Source organism: Streptomyces bicolor, assembly GCF_000719285.1.
Taxonomy (GTDB): domain Bacteria; phylum Actinomycetota; class Actinomycetes; order Streptomycetales; family Streptomycetaceae; genus Streptomyces; species Streptomyces bicolor.
Genome location: NZ_JOFS01000027.1, coordinates 85,392 through 102,684 on the forward strand (window position 1 = coordinate 85,392; position 17,293 = coordinate 102,684).

Sequence of the window (17,293 nt, forward strand, 5' to 3'; positions counted from 1 at the left end):
GAGGCATGACCGCACCGCCGCACGAGGCCCACCCGGCCGGCGCCGGGCCGACACTGCCCAACACCCAACAGGGCATGCGCCGCCGCAACCTCGCCCGGGTGATGCACACCGTCAACGCCGAGGGTCCGCTCTCGCGCGCCGCCGTCGCCTCCCGTATCGGGCTGACCCGTGCCGCGGTGTCCACGCTCGTCGACGAGCTGATCCGCTCGGGGCTGCTGGAAGAACTCGGTCCCGAGCGGCCCGGCCGGGTGGGCCGTCCGGGCTCGGCGCTGGCCGTCAGCGGGCACGGTCCGGCCGGGATCGGCGCGGAGATCGGCGTCGACCATCTCGCCGTCTGCGCGGTCGACCTGCGCGGCGAGGTGCGGTCCAGGGCGGTGCGGTACGGGGCGAACCGGGGCCGTGCCCCCGAGCCAGTGCTCGAGGAACTCACCGGGCTGGTGCGCCGCGTGCTCGCCGAGGCCGAGCGGGAGAGTCTGTGGCCCGCCGGTCTGGCGGTCGCCGTGCCAGGTCTGGTGGCGCGGGACGCCCGTACCGTCGTACGCGCGCCGAACCTCGACTGGCGCGACACCGACCTAGGTGCCCTGCTGCCTGTGGACTTCCCGTTGACCGTGGGCAACGAGGCCAACTTCGGCGCACTCGCCGAACTCTGGCTGGGCGACGGCATCCCGCGTGACTTCCTGCACGTGTCGGCGGAGATCGGCATCGGCGCGGCCGTCGTCGTGGACGGGGGGCTGCTGCACGGAACACGCGGATTCGCGGGCGAGTTGGGGCACGTGCCCGTCCAGCCGGACGGACCAGAGTGCCCGTGCGGAGGACGGGGGTGCCTGGAGCAGTACGCCGGTGAGGAGGCGGTGCTGCGTGCGGCCGGACTGGAGCCGGGTGAGGACCGCGTCGGACTGCTCGCCCAGCGTGCCGCCGAGGGCGACGGGGACGTACGGCGGGCTCTGCGTGACGCGGGGACGGCGCTCGGTATCGCGCTGACGGGCGCGGTCAACCTGCTGGACCCGGAGAGCGTGGTGCTGGGCGGCGCGCTGGCGGGGCTCGCGCCCTGGCTGCTGCCGTCACTGGAGGCAGAGTTGGACCGGCGCACCGCGGGGCCCGCCTGTCCGGTGACCGTTTCGCGGTTGGGTCCGGAGGGGCCGTTGCTGGGGGCGGCCCACTCGGTCGTGCGGGCGGTGCTCGATGATCCGGCGGTTGTGGCGGAGCGGGGCTGAGTCGCCGCGGAACGTCTGAGTCCGTTCGGAACGGCTGCGTCCGTGCGGATCGGCCCTTTGTCTGTGCGCCGAACCGACCTGATTCCAGGTCGAGTTCAGCCGTGTGAGTGAGCGAGTTATCCACAATCGCGGGGCTGTCCACGGAAACCCGGCGTGCCCTTCTGCCCGTCCCACCAGCGCCGTACCGTGATTCACGCGAGGCGCACCCGCCCTGTCAGGGCGGCGGTGGGAGCGTCCACGTGAACGAGGGGGACGCACGGCGGCCTTTTGCAACTCGGCCCACCCGGGGCCCTCCCCCAACCGGCCTTCCGCAGAACGGAGCTGTGCAGCGATGAGCGACCCTCGGATCCTGACTGTGCGACCCGAGCCCGGCGAATACGCCTGGACGTTCGGTGGCGCACCTCCCGTGGCGCGCATCGCACCCGGCACGGTCCTCGACCTGTACACGGAGGACTGCTTCGCCGGACGGGTGCGGTCGGAGAAGGACCTGGTGTCCGAGGTGTGCGAGTTCCCTTTCCTCAATCCGCAGACCGGACCGTTTTACGTTGAGGGTGCCGAGCCCGGTGACACGGTCGCCGTGCACTTCGTGTCGATCGAACCGGCCCGGGACTGGGCCGCGTCGACCACCGTCCCGCTGTTCGGCGCACTTACCTCTACGCACACCACCGCCACGCTGCAAGCGCCGCTCCCGGAGACCGTCTGGATCTGGCAGCTGGACCGGACACGGCGTACGGCGCTTTTCCGGGCGCACGACAGTGACATCGAGGCCGAGCTGCCCATGGACCCGATGCACGGCACAGTCGGGGTGGCGCCGGCCAACCTCGAGGTGCGCTCGGCCCTGGTGCCCGACGCGCACGGGGGGAACATGGACACACCGGAGATGCGGGCGGGCGTCACCTGCTATCTCGGGGTGAACGTCGAGGGCGCGCTGCTCAGCCTCGGTGACGGACACGCCCGGCAGGGCGAGGGCGAGACCTGTGGGGTCGCCGTCGAATGCGCGATGAACACCATGGTGATCGTCGAGCTGCTGAAGGGACTTGCCACGCCCTGGCCCCGCATCGAGTCCGACACGCACATCGTCTCGACGGGTTCGGCCCGGCCACTGGAGGACGCGTTCCGGATATCCCAGCTCGACCTGGTGCAGTGGCTGGTGCGCGACTACGGGTTCAGCAAGCTGGACGCCTACCAGTTCGCGACCCAGGCCGTCGAGTCCCCGCTGGCCAACGTATGCGACACCAACTACACGTGCGTGGCCAAGCTCCGCAAGCAATGGCTTCCCGCACGCGAGACGCACCGCGGAGCACACGCGCGACTGCGGGAGACGGCGGCGACGCTGCGCTGAGCGCCCCGGTGTCCGTCCTCGACACCGCCTCACCCCTCATCGACCCGAACCGCGGCCGACTTCGAACCGACCCTCGACAGACGTCAACACCGACCCGCGGCCAACCCATCGCTGAAAGGCAATCGCCCAGTGGAACGCGCAAGACCACTCCCCAGCCGACGGCGAATCCTCCAAGGCGCCGCCCTCGCCGCCGTCCCGTACGCCCTGCTCCCCGAATGGCGGGCCGGAGCGCATGTCCCGGGCCCGGACTACCCGCTCGCCGAGTGGCAGCCGGCGAGCACCGCCAACTACACGGTGGCGAACCGGCCCGCGACCCATCCCGTCGACCAGGTGATCATCCACGTGACACAGACCACCTACCCCAACTCCTTGTCCGTCTTCCAGAACCCGAAGAAGCAGGTGTCGGCTCACTACGTCGTCCGCTCCGCCGACGGACACACCTCCCAGTGCGTTCGCGAGGCCGACATCGCCTGGCACGCCGGGGACTGGGACCACAACACGCGCAGCATCGGCATCGAGCACGAGGGCTGGGTCGATCAGCCCGGCTACTTCACCGACGTCCTGTACGAGACATCGGCCCGGCTCACGGCGGCCATCTGCACCAGACACGGCATACCGAAGGACCGCACGCACATCATCGGGCACCACGAAGTGCCCGGCACGGACCACACCGATCCCGGTCCGCACTGGGACTGGACGCGCTACATACGCCTCGTCAATGCCGCCTGAGGGCTCGAACATCTGCTCCGGTGGGCCCGTCGTTCGGGTGCCACCCGTCGAAAAGGTTGTCCGCGCGCGTACCCGGAGTGACGATGTCCCCATCCTCATCGCCTTCCCGGGAGGCCGAGTTGACCGATCCGTGGGTGGCCCTGGAGCCGGGGACCGACCCTGCCGAGCGTGTACGGGTGCTGCGTCGCGCGCATGAGACGTTCACCGAGGCGGGGACCGTGCCGAAGCCGGTGCGTGCCGTGGTGGCCGACTCGTGGCGGCGTTCCGCGCGGGCCGGTGTGGGTCCGGACGGGACCGCGAGTGTGGAGCTGGCGGACGGAGATCTCGGCGCCTACCGCGCGGAGCATCCGCTGGCGCGGGTGATGCCGCTGTTCCGGGAGCTGCTGGGCACATTCGCCGCCGACGGCGAGCATCTGCTCGCGGTGTGCGACGCGCACGGAAGGCTGCTGTGGGTGGAAGGTCATCCCACCACCCGGCGGCGGGCGGGGCGGATGAACTTCGTGCCGGGTGCGCGCTGGGCGGAGACCGCGGTCGGCACGAACGCACCGGGCACGGCGGTCGCCGTGGACCGGCCGGTGCAGGTGTTCGCGGCCGAGCACTTCATCCGCCGGGTGCAACCCTGGACCTGTGCCGCGGCACCGGTGCACGATCCGCGCACCGGGCGGGTGCTCGGGGCGGTGGACATCACCGGCGGGGACGGGCTCGCGCATCCGCACAGCCTGGGGTTCGTGCAGGCCGTGGCCCGTGCCGCGGAGTCCCAGCTGGCGCTGCTCGCCCCGCCCGTGCCCACCGCCGACATGCCGGAGCTGAGCGTGCTGGGCCGCGACGAGGCGCAACTGCTCTTGGGTGGCCGCCGGGTCAGGCTCAGTCGCCGGCACAGCGAGATCCTGGTGCTGCTGGCCCGGCATCCGGAGGGGCTGACCGGGGACGAACTGCTGTGCGCGCTGTACGAGGACGAGTCGGTGACGCCGGTGACGCTGCGCGCCGAACTGGCCCGTCTGCGCCGGGCGCTGGGGCCCGGGCTGCTCGCCTCTCGGCCGTACCGGCTCACGGTGCCGGTGGAGTCGGACGTTGCGGTCGTGGAGCGGCGCCTGGAGACGGGTGCGGTCATGGCCGCGGTCACGGCGTATTCCGGCCCGCTGCTGCCCGGCTCGCAGGCGCCGGCGGTCGTGCGGCTCCGGCGGCGCCTGGCCGACGGCCTGCGTACGGCGCTGATCGCACGCCGCGACCCCGACCTGCTGGCCGACTGGGCGCACGCTCCGTGGGGTGAGGACGACCTGGAGGTGTGGCGGGCGCTAGCCGCTGTGCGCCCGTCTGCAGCCGTTCGGTCGAGGCTGGCCGCGCTGGAGTTGGAGCTCACGGCACGGCCTGCCTGGGAGGGCCGTACACCGCGCTGACCGAGCCACCGGCCGGCTGCTCAAGCCGCGGTCCGCTGATGGAACCAGCGGCCAAGTTGCCGGCAAGCCCGCCACGCGCAACGTACTTGCAACCTCGCCGTCCCTAGCCTCGCGCCGAGAGCTGCCCAACGGCGGGCAGTGCTTCATCGGGAGGCAGAGCAGAATGACCCGTTACGCGGCGCCCGGCACCGAGGGTGCGATCGTCTCCTACCAGGCGCGCTACGACCACTTCATCGGCGGTGAGTACGTGCCTCCGATCAAGGGGCAGTACTTCGAGAACCCGACGCCGTTGAACGGGCAGCCGTTCACCGAGATCGCGCGGGGCACGGCGGAGGATGTGGAGCGGGCGCTGGACGCGGCGCACGCGGCCGCACCCGCGTGGGGCCGGACGTCGGTGACCGAGCGCGCCGGCATCCTGCTGAGGATCGCCGACTGTATGGAGGCGAACCTGGAGAAGTTGGCCGTGGCCGAGAGCTGGGAGAACGGCAAGCCGGTGCGGGAGACGCTGGCGGCCGACATTCCGCTGGCCATCGACCACTTCCGTTACTTCGCGGGCGCGATCAGGGCGCAGGAGGGCTCGCTCGGCGAGGTCGACGACGACACGGTGGCGTACCACTTCCACGAGCCGTTGGGCGTGGTCGCGCAGATCATCCCGTGGAACTTCCCGATCCTGATGGCGACGTGGAAGCTCGCTCCGGCGCTGGCCGCGGGCAACACGGTCGTGCTGAAGCCGGCCGAGCAGACCCCGGCGTCCATCCACTATTGGCTCGGCCTGGTCTCCGATCTGCTTCCGCCCGGTGTGGTCAACATCGTCAACGGCTTCGGCGTGGAGGCGGGCAAGCCGCTGGCGTCGAGCCCCAGGGTGGCCAAAGTGGCGTTCACCGGGGAGACCACGACCGGCCGGCTGATCATGCAGTACGCCTCGGAGAACATCACCCCGGTGACCCTCGAACTCGGCGGCAAGTCCCCGAACATCTTCTTCGACGACGTGTGGGCGGCGAACGACGACTTCCGGGACAAGGCGCTCGAGGGGTTCACGATGTTCGCGCTCAACCAGGGCGAGGTGTGCACGTGCCCGTCCCGGGCGCTGGTGCAGCGCGGTCACTACGCCGAGTTCATGGAGGCGGCGATCGCCCGCACCGAGCAGATCAAGACCGGCCACCCGCTCGACACGGACACGATGATCGGCGCACAGGCGTCCAACGACCAGCTGGAGAAGATCCTCTCCTACCTGGACATCGGCCGGCAGGAAGGCGCCCGGGTCCTCACGGGCGGCGAACGTATCGAGCACGACGGTGAGTTGAAGGGCGGGTACTACGTCCAGCCGACCATCTTCGAGGGCGACAACCGTATGCGGATCTTCCAGGAGGAGATCTTCGGGCCGGTCGTCTCGGTGACGTCCTTCGACGACTTCGACGACGCCGTCAAGATCGCCAACGACACGCTGTACGGCCTCGGTGCGGGCGTGTGGACGCGGGACATCAACACCGCGTACCGAGCGGGCCGTGCCATCCAGGCGGGGCGCGTGTGGACGAACTGTTACCACGCCTACCCGGCGCACGCGGCCTTCGGCGGCTACAAGGGCTCGGGCATAGGGCGTGAGACGCACAAGATGATGCTGGAGCACTACCAGCAGACGAAGAACATTCTTTGTTCTTACAGCCCTCGGAAACTCGGCTTCTTCTAGAGCCTGAAGTCGGGAATTCGCCCCGTCCTTCAATCTGGGATGGACGTCGACGAAGTGGAGCCAGGGATCATCCTGGCTCCACCCCGTGGTGCGGGCGTGTCACTGGAACTGTGCGAAGAACCTCCAGATCTCTGCCTTGGTCCAGGTGGTGACGCCGCTTTCGCCGGAGGAGCCGTCGACCGGACCGGGTATGTGGCCTCCGTCGAACGCGGCCCATTGGACCGCGTATCCGGCACGGCAGCCCGAGTAGGTGGTGGTGATGTGCGTTCGGCTGCCCGGCGCGGGCTCGCGCGGGCTTTGGGCAGTGCAGCCGTTGTTGGCGACGAACTTGTCGCGCAGGGACCGTCCTTGCCCGATGTTGAGGACGTTGTCGCTGATGCCGTGGATTCCGAAGTAGGCGATGGGCTGGGTGCCACCGCTGCACCCGCTGATCTGAGCGCCGGCGATGACCGCGACGGCCCTGAAGACGTTCGCCCGGCTGCATGCGAGTGCGTAGCTCATACCGCCGCCCCAGCTGAAGCCCGTGGCGAAACGCTGTGCCGGGTTCACGCAGAGGCCGCCCTCGATGCGCCGGATCATGTCGTCGACGAAGGTGACGTCCTCACCGCCCGAATTGGCCCACCCGTTGCCGAGGCCCTGGGGAGCGACGAGGATCGCGCTGTTGTTCGACTGTTCCTGTTGGCCGTAGTAGGACCAGGCGTTCCCGCTCGTGCCGCCCGAGGCGACGTCGCCGGCGGTTCCGCCCCGCCAGTGGAACGCGAAGATCAGCCGGTAGCGGTGGCTGTTGTCGTAGTTGGCGGGAACCCTGAGGATGAAGCTGCGGCTCTTGCCGCCGCTCTGAATCGTGTGCGTACCGCTCGTCAGAGTCGGGGCGCTGCCGCATCCGCCGTCACCGCCACCGGACGACAGCTTGACCATCTGCCACTGCTGGTTGGCGCCGCCCCAGTCGGTGTACTGGACGACATTGCCGCCGTCGGCGCTGGAGGCGCCCTGCACCTCCACCGCCTTGCCGCTGGTGCGATTGATCAGCCGTACGTGGCCCGCGTCGGAGTCGGCCAGGCGGAACTGCTGGTTGGCCCCGTTGTGGTCGGCCCACTGCTGGATCGCGGCACCGTCCGCGGTCGAGGCGCCGGCCACGTCGAGAACCTTGCCCGAATGCCGGGCCTTGAGGCGGTAGAAGCCGCCGCCGGAGTCCACGAACTGCCACTGCTGGTTGGTTCCGTCGCTGCGCGTCCACTGGCCGACCCGCGCGCCGTCGGCGGTGGACGCGCCAGAGACGTCCAGCGCCTTGCCGCTGTTGCGATTGACCAGGACGTACCACGCATTGGTGTCCACCGTCGCCGCCGCGGCGGGCGCCGGATTCACCGCGGTGAGCATGCCGATCGCGAGGGTCGCCGCCACCAGGGCGGCAACCCGGGACCACCAGCGATGCCTTAAGGGAGGGGCGGGGGAAACCGCACCGGACGGCTTCATCGATTCACCCTTTCGTTTGTCACGGGTCCCATCAGGTGCGGGTCCAGCGTTGGTTGCTGCCGTTCGAGCAGGAGTAGAGCTGGATCAGGGTGCCGTTGGCGGTGCCGGCTGCGGCGGCGTCGAGGCAGAGGCCGGACTGGACGCCGACGATGGATCCGTCGGAGTTGAGGCGCCATTTCTGGTTGTCGCCGCCCCAGCAGCTGTAGATCTGGACTTTGGTGCCGTTGCCGGTGCCGGCGGCGTCCAGGCACTTGTTGCCGTAGACCCTGAGCTCGCCGGCGGCGGTGTACGTCCACTGCTGGTTGGTGCCGTTGTTGCAGTCCCACAGCTGGACCTGGATGCCGTCGGTGGTGCTGGCGTTCGGCACGTCCAGGCAGCGGCCCGACCCGACGCCCTTGATCTGTCCGGAACCCGAAGGGGGCGTAGTGGAGCCGCCGTTGAGTGCGTTGAGGACGGCGGTGTAGGCGGGCTTCTTGCTGCCGTCGTTGTTGAACAGCAGCGGTGTGTGCTGCGGCCGCCAGGAGTCGCTGTCGCGCACGCCCCAGACGGTGATGCCGAGGCAGCGCGGGACGGCCAGGCAGTCGTTGGTCACGTTGGCGTAGGTCGTGGGCGAAGCGCCCTGGATGTCGAGTTCGGTGATGGCCACGTCGACGCCGAGGGCGGCGAAGCTCTGCAGGGTGGTGCGGAAGTTGCTGTTGTACGGGCTGTCGTTGTTGAAGTGGGCTTGGAAGCCGACGCAGTCGATCGGCACGCCGCGCTGCTTGAAGTCCCGGACCATGGCGTACATGGCCTGGGTCTTGGCCCAGGTCCAGTTCTCGACGTTGTAGTCGTTGTAGCAGAGCTTGGCGGCCGGGTCGGCGGCGCGGGCCGTGCGGAAGGCGACCTCGATCCAGTCGTTGCCGGTGCGCTGCAGGTTGGAGTCGCGCCGGGCTCCCGAACTGCCGTCGGCGAAGGCCTCGTTCACGACGTCCCACTGGGCGATCTTGCCCTTGTAGTGGGTCATCACGCCCCTGATGTGGTCGATCATCGCCTGGCGGAGCGCGCTGCCGCTGAGGGCCTGCATCCAGCCGGGCTGCTGGGAGTGCCAGGCCAGGGTGTGGCCGCGCACCTGCTTGCCGTTCTGCACCGCCCAGTTGTAGACGCGGTCACCGGCGGTGAAGTTGAACTGGCCCCGCTGCGGCTCGGTGGCGTCGATCTTCATCTCGTTCTCGGCCGTCACCGAGTTGAACTCGCGGCTCGCGATCGACGTGTACGCCGAGTCGCCCAGCCTGCCCGAGGCGATGGCGGTGCCGAAGTAGCGGCCGCTCTGCGCCGCCGCGGCGCCGAGCGTGCTCTCGGCGGCGTGTGCGGTCGGCGGCGCGACCAGTGCTGCGGCCGCACCGAGGACGCCGACGACCAGCGCCAACAGCAGGCCGCGGAGCTTCCGGCGGATAACGGGTCTGGCAAGGGCATAGGAGCCCATGACGGTGCCTCCAAGGTAGAAAACACGGAAGGACTGAAGCGCAGGGGAATGCCTCATCCGCTCCCACTCGGCAGACGGACGGGGCGGGCGGGCCGGAACCCGGGCAGCACGGAATCGCCGGACGCCGGCGGTCTTGGGACCGGGGCGATCTCAACCGGCACGAGACGGCACCTGGTCGGCCGTCGGGTGGCCTACGGCGGGCGGCGGTGTTTCGACACAGGCATGCGGGTACTCCATCGCGGCTCAGCCGGGGGACCGTCACGCGGCGTCGCATACCTCTCCGACTGCAAGAAGAGCCAGGATGCGCTGGTGCGACCCTCACCGGGACAAAACAGGGTGGCGCAGGTGCTTTGGTGCGCGGATCTGCGGTGCAGCCGTGCGTGATCTGCCGTGGAGCACCGTTTACTCAGGGACGCCGTAGTTCGAAATCTCGAACTACGGCCGGTCACTCAGAGAGGGATGATTGGGGGTTGACGGTGAATCGTCAACACTCAGCACAGAGAAAGTTTCCATCCTCTGTCCGAAACATTCGGAATCCCCTCGAGCCGGACGACGAAATCCTCCGGCGCCGCCCGGCGAGCCATATCGCCAATTTCCGGAGCACTTCCGGTCGGCGCGACAGCTTGCCAAGCCCAAAGGGCAGGAACTGTTTGTGGACAGATCGGCGATAGACCTTGACCTGAGGACCCCGCATTCCTAGCTTGTGGCGTCAAAGAATCGGGAAACTCCCCGAAAGTTTCGAGACCCCTGCTCTCGGTACGGCCGCTCCGCGGTTCATCGACGCCCCCCGTCCCCAAGGAGGCCCTCTGATGTGGTTTCGCCACCAGTCCCCGGTCCGTCCAAGACGCTTACTCGCCGTCCTCGCTCCCTTGCTGCTCGTGGCCACCTTCCTCGGCGCCCAGCCCGCCGCCGCGGCGACCGTAGACCCCAACGCCTCGTATGTGCTGGTCAACCGCAACAGCGGCAAGGCCCTGGACGTCTACAACCTGGCGACCAACGACGGCGCCCGTATCACCCAGTGGACCAGGAACGATCAGAACCAGCAGCAGTGGCAGTTCGTCGATTCCGGGGGCGGCTACTACCGCATCAAGTCCCGCCACTCGGGCAAGGTGCTGGACGTCCACAACTGGTCCACCGCGAACGGCGGCTCGATCGTCCAGTGGGCCGACCTGAACGCCACCAACCAGCAGTGGCGGCTGGCCGACAGCTCGGACGGCTACGTGAGGCTCATCTCGCGCCACAGCAACAAGGCCCTCGAAGTACAAGGTGCCTCCACCGCCGACAACGCGAACGTCGTCCAGTACGACGACTGGGGCGGCACCAACCAGCAGTGGCAGCTCGTCAAGGTCGGCGCCGACAACCCCGGCCCGTGCGCTCTTCCGTCGACATACCGCTGGACGTCAACGGGCGCGCTGGCGCAGCCCAAGCCGGGGTGGGTCTCACTCAAGGACTTCACCGTCGTCCCCTACAACGGCAGGCAACTCGTCTATGCGACGACGCACGACACAGGGACGCGCTGGGGTTCGATGAACTTCGGCCTGTTCACCAACTGGTCGGAGATGGCCTCGTCCAGCCAGAACACGATGTCGACCTCCACCGTCGCGCCCACGCTCTTCTACTTCGCGCCGAAGAACATCTGGGTGCTCGCCTACCAGTGGGGCAGGACCGCCTTCTCCTACCGGACATCGAGCGACCCCACCAACCCGAATGGCTGGTCATCCGAGCAGGTGCTCTTCTCCGGAAGCATCCCCGACTCCGGAACCGGGCCCATCGACCAGACGCTCATCGCTGACGGGACGAACATGTACCTGTTCTTCGCCGGCGACAACGGCAAGATCTACCGGGCCAGTATGCCGATCGGGAACTTCCCGGGCAGCTTCGGCTCGAACTCGACAGTGATCATGAGCGATACGACGAACAACCTGTTCGAAGCCCCGCAGGTCTACAAGCTCCAGGGCCAGAACCGCTACCTCATGATCGTCGAGGCGATCGGCTCGCAGGGCCGCTACTTCCGCTCGTTCACGGCCACCAGTCTGAACGGCTCATGGACACCCCAGGCCGCGACCGAGAGCAATCCCTTCGCCGGCAAGGCCAACAGCGGCGCCACCTGGACCAACGACATCAGCCACGGCGAACTGATCCGCACCAGCCCCGATCAGACCATGACCGTCGATCCCTGCAACCTGCAGTTGCTCTACCAGGGGCGCAGCCCCAACTCCGGCGGCGACTACGGCCTCCTGCCCTACCGTCCGGGTCTGCTGACACTGCAGCGCTGACGGCGTGACACGAGTCCGGCTCCGGTAGGGAGCCGGCGTGGCGGGCTCGGCGGAAGGCCGAGCCCGCTCGGGTCACGCGACCACGTCACCGCCGGCCGCCAAGATCCGGCTCGGCTTCTAGGTGGGAATGCGTACCGTCTCCACCCAGCCAGGGGGCTGTGGTGCGGCGGAGCCGATCAGAGCCGCGATGATGCGGCAGGGTGGGTTCTCGTCGGGCCAGGGGGTGTGTCCGTCGGTGAGGACGACGACGATGTTCGGGCGGTCCCGCGTCGCGAGGGCCGCTTCGATACCGACGCGCATGTCCGTGCCGCCACCGCCGCCCAGGGTGATCTGCTCGGTGGCGGTCACCCGGGACACGGCGTGCACGTCGGCGTCGCACGCGAGCACGGTGACGCGGTTGCCGCGTATGCCAACCTCGCGTAGAACACCCGTCACCTCGCCGAGGGCGGCCGCCAGTTCGGCGTCACCCATCGATCCGGAGGTGTCGATGACGACGGACACCCGCGGCAGCGGGCGGCGCAGGCTCGGCAGGACGACGCCGCGCAGCGCCGGAGTACGGCGCGAGGGTCGGCGGTAGGTGTAGTCGACGGCTCCGCCGGCCCATGCGGCGGCCTCCCGGACCGCGCCGGACAGCGCCCGTCGCCAGTCCACCGTGGGTTCCAGGACCTCCTCGGCCCAGCGCTGCCAGCCCGCGGGCAGGCTGCCGCGGGTGCGCTGGTGGGCGCGCATCGCCTCGGCGGTCTGCCGCCGCAGGGCCTGCGCCTCGACCTCGCCGAGCCGGGCGGGGCCGGCCGACTCCGGGAGTTCCCAGGGCGAGGGCCGGCCGTGGGCGCCCGATCCGCAGTCCGGCGTTCGTACGTGCGGCGGGAGTCGGTCGACGTACACCTCGAACAACTGGCCCTCGGGGAGGCCGAAGAGGCGCGGTTCCATGCGCCCGTCGGGCAGGCGCAGGCCGTCGGCGAGGAGATCGTCGTTGATCTCGCAGTCCTGGGCGACGTTGACGCGGTGCCGGTCGCGCTGGGCGGCGGCGGGAAGGCGGTCGGCGCGGCCATGGTGGTCGCGCAGCAGGTGCGCCGCCTCATGCACCCAGACGCCCGCCAGCTCGGGCACCGGCGTCGCGTCGACGAAGGCGGGGGACACATAGCAGCGCCAGTGCCGGTCCACTCCCATCGTCGGGACGTCGGTGCTCGCGACGACGGTCAGCGCGTACAACGCCGACGCCAGATACGGCCGGTCGCTCGCCGCCCGGTAACGGGCCGCGAGCAGCTTGGTCACGTCCAGGGCGCGGCGCGCGTCCCCCGTCACCGGCCGGCGCCGGGCAGCGCCCCGGACATCTGCAGCAGCTCCAGGAACCCGTCGATGCCGGGCGGTACGGGCCAGTCGAGGTGCCGCATCGCCGCGAGGTCGGTGGCGGCCCGGGCGGCCACGTCCGGTACGCCCGCGTCCACGGCCTTCGCCAGTACCGCCCAGCCGGCCTCCCACCGGGGCCGGGTGAGGTCGCTCTGGATTGCGGCGACCACCGCGATGAGGAACGCCAGCTGGCGGTCGCCGCGGTCGGGCAGGGCGAAGGCGTCGGGGTCGGCGAGGACACGGTCGGGGTCGGGCAGATCGAGGTGTTCGAGGTACGACAGCAGTTCGATGCCCGCGCCGTCCCCGACGGCACCGGTGAGCGCGGCGGCCAGCGCCTCACGGCCGACGCCGGCCGCGTACCCGGCGGCGAGCAGCTTGAGTGCCATCTCCCAGGTCCGGGGGGACGGCCAGGAGCGGCCCCGGCTCTCGGCGTCGCCCGGGATGTGGTGGACCAGGCCGGGCCGGGCCGTGAGGAAGCCGGAGATCGCACCGCGGGCCCGTGCGACCGCACCGGGCACCTTGGCGGCGCCGACGACGGGCACGCTCACCTCCGGCCAGGTGCCGGCCATGCCGCGGGCGACCGTCCGGGGGTCATGGGTCCATTCGAGGTGGACGAACCGGTTGGCGAGCGGAGGGCTGAGATGCCAGCCGTCGGCCGCGCTGGACGGGGGGTTGGCGGCGGCGACGATCCGTACCGCCTCCGGCAGGACGAGGCTGCCGACCCGTCGTTCGAGCACCACCCGCAGCAGCGCCGCCTGCACGGCCGGGGGTGCGGAGGACAGTTCGTCGAAGAAGAGCACGCCCTGTCCGGCTCGGGCCAGGCGGACCGCCCAGTCGGGCGGGGCCATCGGCACACCGGTCACGGCCGGGTCATCACCGACGATGGGCAGTCCGGCGAAGTCAGAGGGCTCGTGCACGCTGGCGATGACCGTCTCCAGCGGCAGGCCGAGCCCGGCGGCGAGCTGCTCCAGGGCGGCCGACTTGCCGATCCCCGGCTCCCCCCACAGCAACACGGGCTGATTCGCCGTCACGGCCAGGGCGAGCGCTTCCAACTGCGGGTTCGCGGCGGGCTCGGTCCGTCGCGCGCGCAGCCTGCGGTTGAGGTCGTCCGCGGCCGCCAGCGGGCGGGACGCCGCGGTGGGGACGGTACCGTCGGTAGCCAAGGGGCCGGCTTCGGTGCTCAAGAGGGCAGCTCTTCCTCGTCGTCGGGATCGTCAGCGTCGTACTGCTCCTGCTCGTCCTGCCACTCGTCCCACCACTGAGCGCCGACGCCCGGATGCTCCTCCAGGACGCGTTCCCGGAGGAAGGCCAGGTCGGGCCGCTTGTACCGGCGGACGAGCTGGGCGAGTGACAGCTCGGACTGGTCGACCACGTCGAGCCGTGCCCCGGCGGCGAGGAGCGCCTCCACCAGTTCCTTCGATCCGAGGTCGTTGACCGCCACGAACAGCGGCGTGCGCTCCCGCTGGTCGCGGGCCTCGAGGTCCAGTCCCTCCGCCAGCAGCCGCGGCAGCAGTGTCTCGTGGTCGAGGAGGTTCAGTACGTGCAGCAAGGTGCGCCCCCCGGCGTCCCGGACGCGGGGGTCGACACCGGCGTCCAGGAGCGCCAGCACACCCGGGGTGTCACCGTGCTGAGCCCGCAGGAACAGTTCGTGGCGTTGCGCCCGCAGCGCCTTCGGCAGGCGGCCTTCTCCGGAGGTCCACGTCTGCTCCACGGCGAAGCATCCGGCGACGGCACCGCCGAAGGCGCGCATGGCGCGTTCGCGTTGTTGTTCCTCGTCGCTGTGCGGCATGCGCAGCAGGCCGCCGGGCCGGAAGGCCACCTCGTGCCATTCGCCCCGGCACCTGACCCGCACGGGTGCGGGAGCCGTCGGCCCCGGCGGGCCGACCGGGCCTTCCGGGACCTGGAGGGCGGGGAACAGCGACTCGCGGACGAGCGGATGCAGATGGTCCGCCGCGACGCCTCCGACACGCATCAGGTCGAGGTCGGGGAGCCTGCGCCACAGGGCCGCGGCGAGGATGGGCTCGTCCTTGACGTCGTCCCGGTCGACGGCTCGTACCAGCATCCCGGCGGGGCCCGTCGGTTCCAGCAGGACGTAAGTACGCCAGTGCTGGGCGATGAGGAATCGGTCGCCGACGCCCTCGGACATCTGCCGGCGTATTTCCGGCTCCAGGCGGGTGTGGTTGAGCGCCATCCCGCTCAGCAGTCGCTCCGGATCCGCCTGGTACCAGCCCGACTTCTGCGGGGGTGTCAGGTCCAGCTCGACCCCGGCGGCGGCGAAGGCGGCTTGTGTCTCGCCCTTCTGGTGCAGCAGCGTGGCCCACTCGGCCCGCGCCGCCGGGTCGCCGTCCCCGGGATCGGTGGCCGGCAGGTCTTCCGCGCCGCGCGGGGTGCCGTCGGCGCGAAAGAACGGCGGCCTGTCCGTGCCGCCACCGCACCGTTCACGCAGCTCGGCGGCGTGCCGTACGTCCCACAGGTGCCGCGCGTACCGCCAGTCCCCGGTGTCCCGCCCGAAGGCTCCCGCGGCCCGCTCGACCACCCCGAGCGTGCTGAACCGCAGGGCGATCCGCTGCGGTCCTTCGGTCATCGGAGCGGTGGTGATGTGGAGGTAGGGCGTGGTCCGGCGGCGCTCGTCCGCTGCCCTGGGGCGGTAGCGCGCGAGGACGACCGTCCAGTCCGGAGCGAGCGTGGTCCGTCCGCCGAGTACGCGTGGCAGGTGCCAGCGCAGCAGGTCGGGGGCGAAGTGGCGGAGGTCGTCCTCGAGGGCCGCGGCGACGTCGTCGCCGCAGTGGTCGGCGACATCGGACAGGTCGAAGGTGACGTCGACGTTCGCCGCAGCGCAGGCACCGCGCCAGTCACCGGCCAGACGACGTTCGGTCGCCCGCTCGATCATCCAGCCGGGTACCGCGTACCGGCGGATCCGGCGCAGGCTCGCCGCCTCGTCCGGGGGGAAGCAGCGCAGTTCGCCACGAGAACTCACCGGTAGACACTCCCTATCGCGCGCAGGTCGGGATGCGCCCTGCCGACGGGCCGCAGACGCCGGGTGAAGGACCGCTTGACCCTGCGGGGCAGACCGGGTCCCAGACCGACGTACTCCAGGGGCGAGTTGTCGGGCACCGCCGCCAGCAGTGTCTTGGCGCCCCGGCCGGTCAGGCCGGTGTGGCACAGCTCCAGCCGGCGCAGCGGGCTGCCCGCCAGGGCGGCGGCCAGCGCGTGGGCGCCTTCGTCGCCGGTGGTGTTGGCGGGGGCGCCGAGGCTGCGTTCCGACGGCGGGCGGCCCAGGTCGAGTGCCTCGATCCCGCCGAGGGAACCGGCGAGGACCCGGGCGCCGACGGGGCCGATCCCGTTGCCGCCCAGGCCGAGGCGCACCGGCCGTGCGGGGTCGGTCGCGGCGGCGAGGATCGCGGCGCCTTCGTCTCCGAGGTGGTTGGCGGGGAGGTACAGCTCGCGTACCCCCGCCTCACGGATCAGCGCCGCCAGCAGCGGGGCGGCGTCGGCGGTCAGGCCGTTGCCGCCGAGGAACAGGCGTTCCACCGGGCTGGGCCGGCTGGTGAGGGCATCGAGCAGGGCCTGTAGACCGTCGGTGCTCAAACCGGTGTTGACCAGGTCGAGGGTGCGCAGTGCGGTGTTGCGGCGGAGCGTCGTGGCCAGGGCCCGGGCGCCTTCGTCGCCCACCGGGTTGCGCTTGAGCCACAGGGCGCGGACAGTGCCGTCCGTCGTCAGCGCGTCGGCGAGTGCGGTGACGCCCTCGGGCCCGATGCGGTTGCACCCGAGGTAGAGCGTGTGCAGGCCGTGGCCGTCGACCAGCGCGTCGGCGACCGTGCGGGCTCCCTCGTCGCCGATGGCGTTGGTGCCGAGCAGGACATGGGCGACGTGCGGAGAAGCGGCTGCGACCGGCATCAACCGGTCTGCGCCGACCGCTCCCAGGCCCTGCTTGCACAGATCGACACGCCCGTCCGCGCGCACCGTGCCGAGCGGGAAGGCCTCGTCGGCCTCGACCGGCTGCGCGGAGCGCAGTCGGGCAAGCAACGGCTCCAGAGCGGCGGGATCGCTGATCGGGATGTCGGGGTGCTCGATCGCGGGGCAGCGTACGGGTGTCGGCTGCGTCATCACCACTCCACCGGTCCATCGCCGGTACCCGGCTCGCCGAGGGCGGCATCGCCCTCCGCCCGCCCAGGACGAACCGACGCCAATCGACTTTCCTCCACGACAAGGGCGGCAAGGCCGGTCGGATTCGAACCGACGTCCTCCAGCTTGATGCTTGGGCGCGACGACCTCTGCGCTACAGCCTTGCCGCGGAGATCATAGCGGCATTCGCCTCTGTGTTCGGACCCGGTTGGTCTCGCCACATTGCCTGATCCGCACG

At 70.5% G+C, this 17,293-nt stretch carries 12 protein-coding genes; 6 read left to right on the forward strand and 6 right to left on the reverse strand.

Annotation, left to right across the window (positions count from 1 at the left end; translation table 11 throughout):
- The first annotated feature begins 5 nt into the window (after positions 1 to 5).
- From IF78_RS0130250 to exaC, 5 genes are all read left to right on the forward strand, one after another.
- Positions 6 to 1,214, forward strand: coding sequence for an ROK family transcriptional regulator (locus tag IF78_RS0130250; protein ID WP_031486061.1), 1,209 nt, complete (start codon positions 6 to 8; stop codon positions 1,212 to 1,214).
- Between the two features lie 331 nt (positions 1,215 to 1,545).
- Positions 1,546 to 2,556 carry an acetamidase/formamidase family protein gene (locus IF78_RS0130255; protein WP_031486062.1) on the forward strand — a complete coding sequence of 337 codons (1,011 nt, stop codon included), beginning with the start codon at positions 1,546 to 1,548 and terminating at the stop codon, positions 2,554 to 2,556.
- 129 nt (positions 2,557 to 2,685) lie between these two features.
- Entirely contained in the window at positions 2,686 to 3,285 is a 600-nt protein-coding gene (locus tag IF78_RS0130260; protein ID WP_031486063.1) for an N-acetylmuramoyl-L-alanine amidase, read from the forward strand.
- A gap of 119 nt (positions 3,286 to 3,404) precedes the next feature.
- Complete coding sequence (locus IF78_RS0130265) at positions 3,405 to 4,682, forward strand: GAF domain-containing protein (protein WP_031486064.1); 1,278 nt, start codon at positions 3,405 to 3,407, stop codon at positions 4,680 to 4,682.
- A gap of 163 nt (positions 4,683 to 4,845) precedes the next feature.
- Positions 4,846 to 6,369: an acetaldehyde dehydrogenase ExaC gene (exaC, locus tag IF78_RS0130270; RefSeq protein ID WP_031486065.1), complete on the forward strand. Its 1,524-nt coding sequence runs from the start codon at positions 4,846 to 4,848 to the stop codon at positions 6,367 to 6,369.
- A gap of 99 nt (positions 6,370 to 6,468) precedes the next feature.
- Here exaC and IF78_RS0130275 read toward each other — a convergent pair whose 3' ends face one another.
- The gene (locus IF78_RS0130275; protein ID WP_031486066.1) at positions 6,469 to 7,773 is read right to left on the reverse strand and encodes an RICIN domain-containing protein; all 1,305 of its coding nucleotides are present in this window, start codon (positions 7,771 to 7,773) and stop codon (positions 6,469 to 6,471) included.
- A gap of 100 nt (positions 7,774 to 7,873) precedes the next feature.
- Positions 7,874 to 9,304 carry an endo-1,4-beta-xylanase gene (locus tag IF78_RS0130280; protein WP_031486067.1) on the reverse strand — a complete coding sequence of 477 codons (1,431 nt, stop codon included), beginning with the start codon at positions 9,302 to 9,304 and terminating at the stop codon, positions 7,874 to 7,876.
- Between the two features lie 809 nt (positions 9,305 to 10,113).
- Here IF78_RS0130280 and IF78_RS0130285 point away from each other — a divergent pair.
- Positions 10,114 to 11,580: a non-reducing end alpha-L-arabinofuranosidase family hydrolase gene (locus IF78_RS0130285; RefSeq protein ID WP_031486068.1), complete on the forward strand. Its 1,467-nt coding sequence runs from the start codon at positions 10,114 to 10,116 to the stop codon at positions 11,578 to 11,580.
- 117 nt (positions 11,581 to 11,697) lie between these two features.
- On the opposite strand, the gene IF78_RS0130290 is transcribed toward IF78_RS0130285, so the two are convergent.
- Genes IF78_RS0130290 through IF78_RS0130305 form a run of 4 tightly spaced genes read right to left on the reverse strand, consistent with a single transcriptional unit; the run spans position 11,698 to position 17,037 of the window.
- Positions 11,698 to 12,885 (reverse strand): vWA domain-containing protein, encoded by a 1,188-nt coding sequence (locus IF78_RS0130290; protein ID WP_031486069.1) that lies wholly within the window; start codon positions 12,883 to 12,885, stop codon positions 11,698 to 11,700.
- A complete protein-coding gene (locus tag IF78_RS0130295; RefSeq protein WP_234439911.1) occupies positions 12,882 to 14,114 on the reverse strand; it encodes an AAA family ATPase in 1,233 nt (410 codons plus the stop codon). The genes IF78_RS0130290 and IF78_RS0130295 overlap by 4 nt, the downstream gene beginning before the upstream one ends.
- Positions 14,111 to 15,907, reverse strand: coding sequence for an ankyrin repeat domain-containing protein (locus tag IF78_RS0130300; protein ID WP_063762214.1), 1,797 nt, complete (start codon positions 15,905 to 15,907; stop codon positions 14,111 to 14,113). Before IF78_RS0130300 ends, IF78_RS0130295 begins: the two co-directional genes overlap by 4 nt.
- Positions 15,904 to 17,037 carry a leucine-rich repeat domain-containing protein gene (locus IF78_RS0130305; RefSeq protein ID WP_031486072.1) on the reverse strand — a complete coding sequence of 378 codons (1,134 nt, stop codon included), beginning with the start codon at positions 17,035 to 17,037 and terminating at the stop codon, positions 15,904 to 15,906. Before IF78_RS0130305 ends, IF78_RS0130300 begins: the two co-directional genes overlap by 4 nt.
- Positions 17,038 to 17,293 lie beyond the last annotated feature (256 nt).

Excerpts from the sequence above, each read along its gene's own strand:
- exaC (WP_031486065.1), top strand. The coding sequence starts at position 4,846 with ATGACCCGTTACGCGGCGCCCGGCACCGAGGGTGCGATCGTCTCCTAC.
- IF78_RS0130250 (WP_031486061.1), top strand. The coding sequence starts at position 6 with ATGACCGCACCGCCGCACGAGGCCCACCCGGCCGGCGCCGGGCCGACA.
- IF78_RS0130280 (WP_031486067.1), bottom strand. The coding sequence starts at position 9,304 with ATGGGCTCCTATGCCCTTGCCAGACCCGTTATCCGCCGGAAGCTCCGC.
- IF78_RS0130305 (WP_031486072.1), bottom strand. The coding sequence starts at position 17,037 with ATGACGCAGCCGACACCCGTACGCTGCCCCGCGATCGAGCACCCCGAC.
- IF78_RS0130255 (WP_031486062.1), top strand. The coding sequence starts at position 1,546 with ATGAGCGACCCTCGGATCCTGACTGTGCGACCCGAGCCCGGCGAATAC.
- IF78_RS0130285 (WP_031486068.1), top strand. The coding sequence starts at position 10,114 with ATGTGGTTTCGCCACCAGTCCCCGGTCCGTCCAAGACGCTTACTCGCC.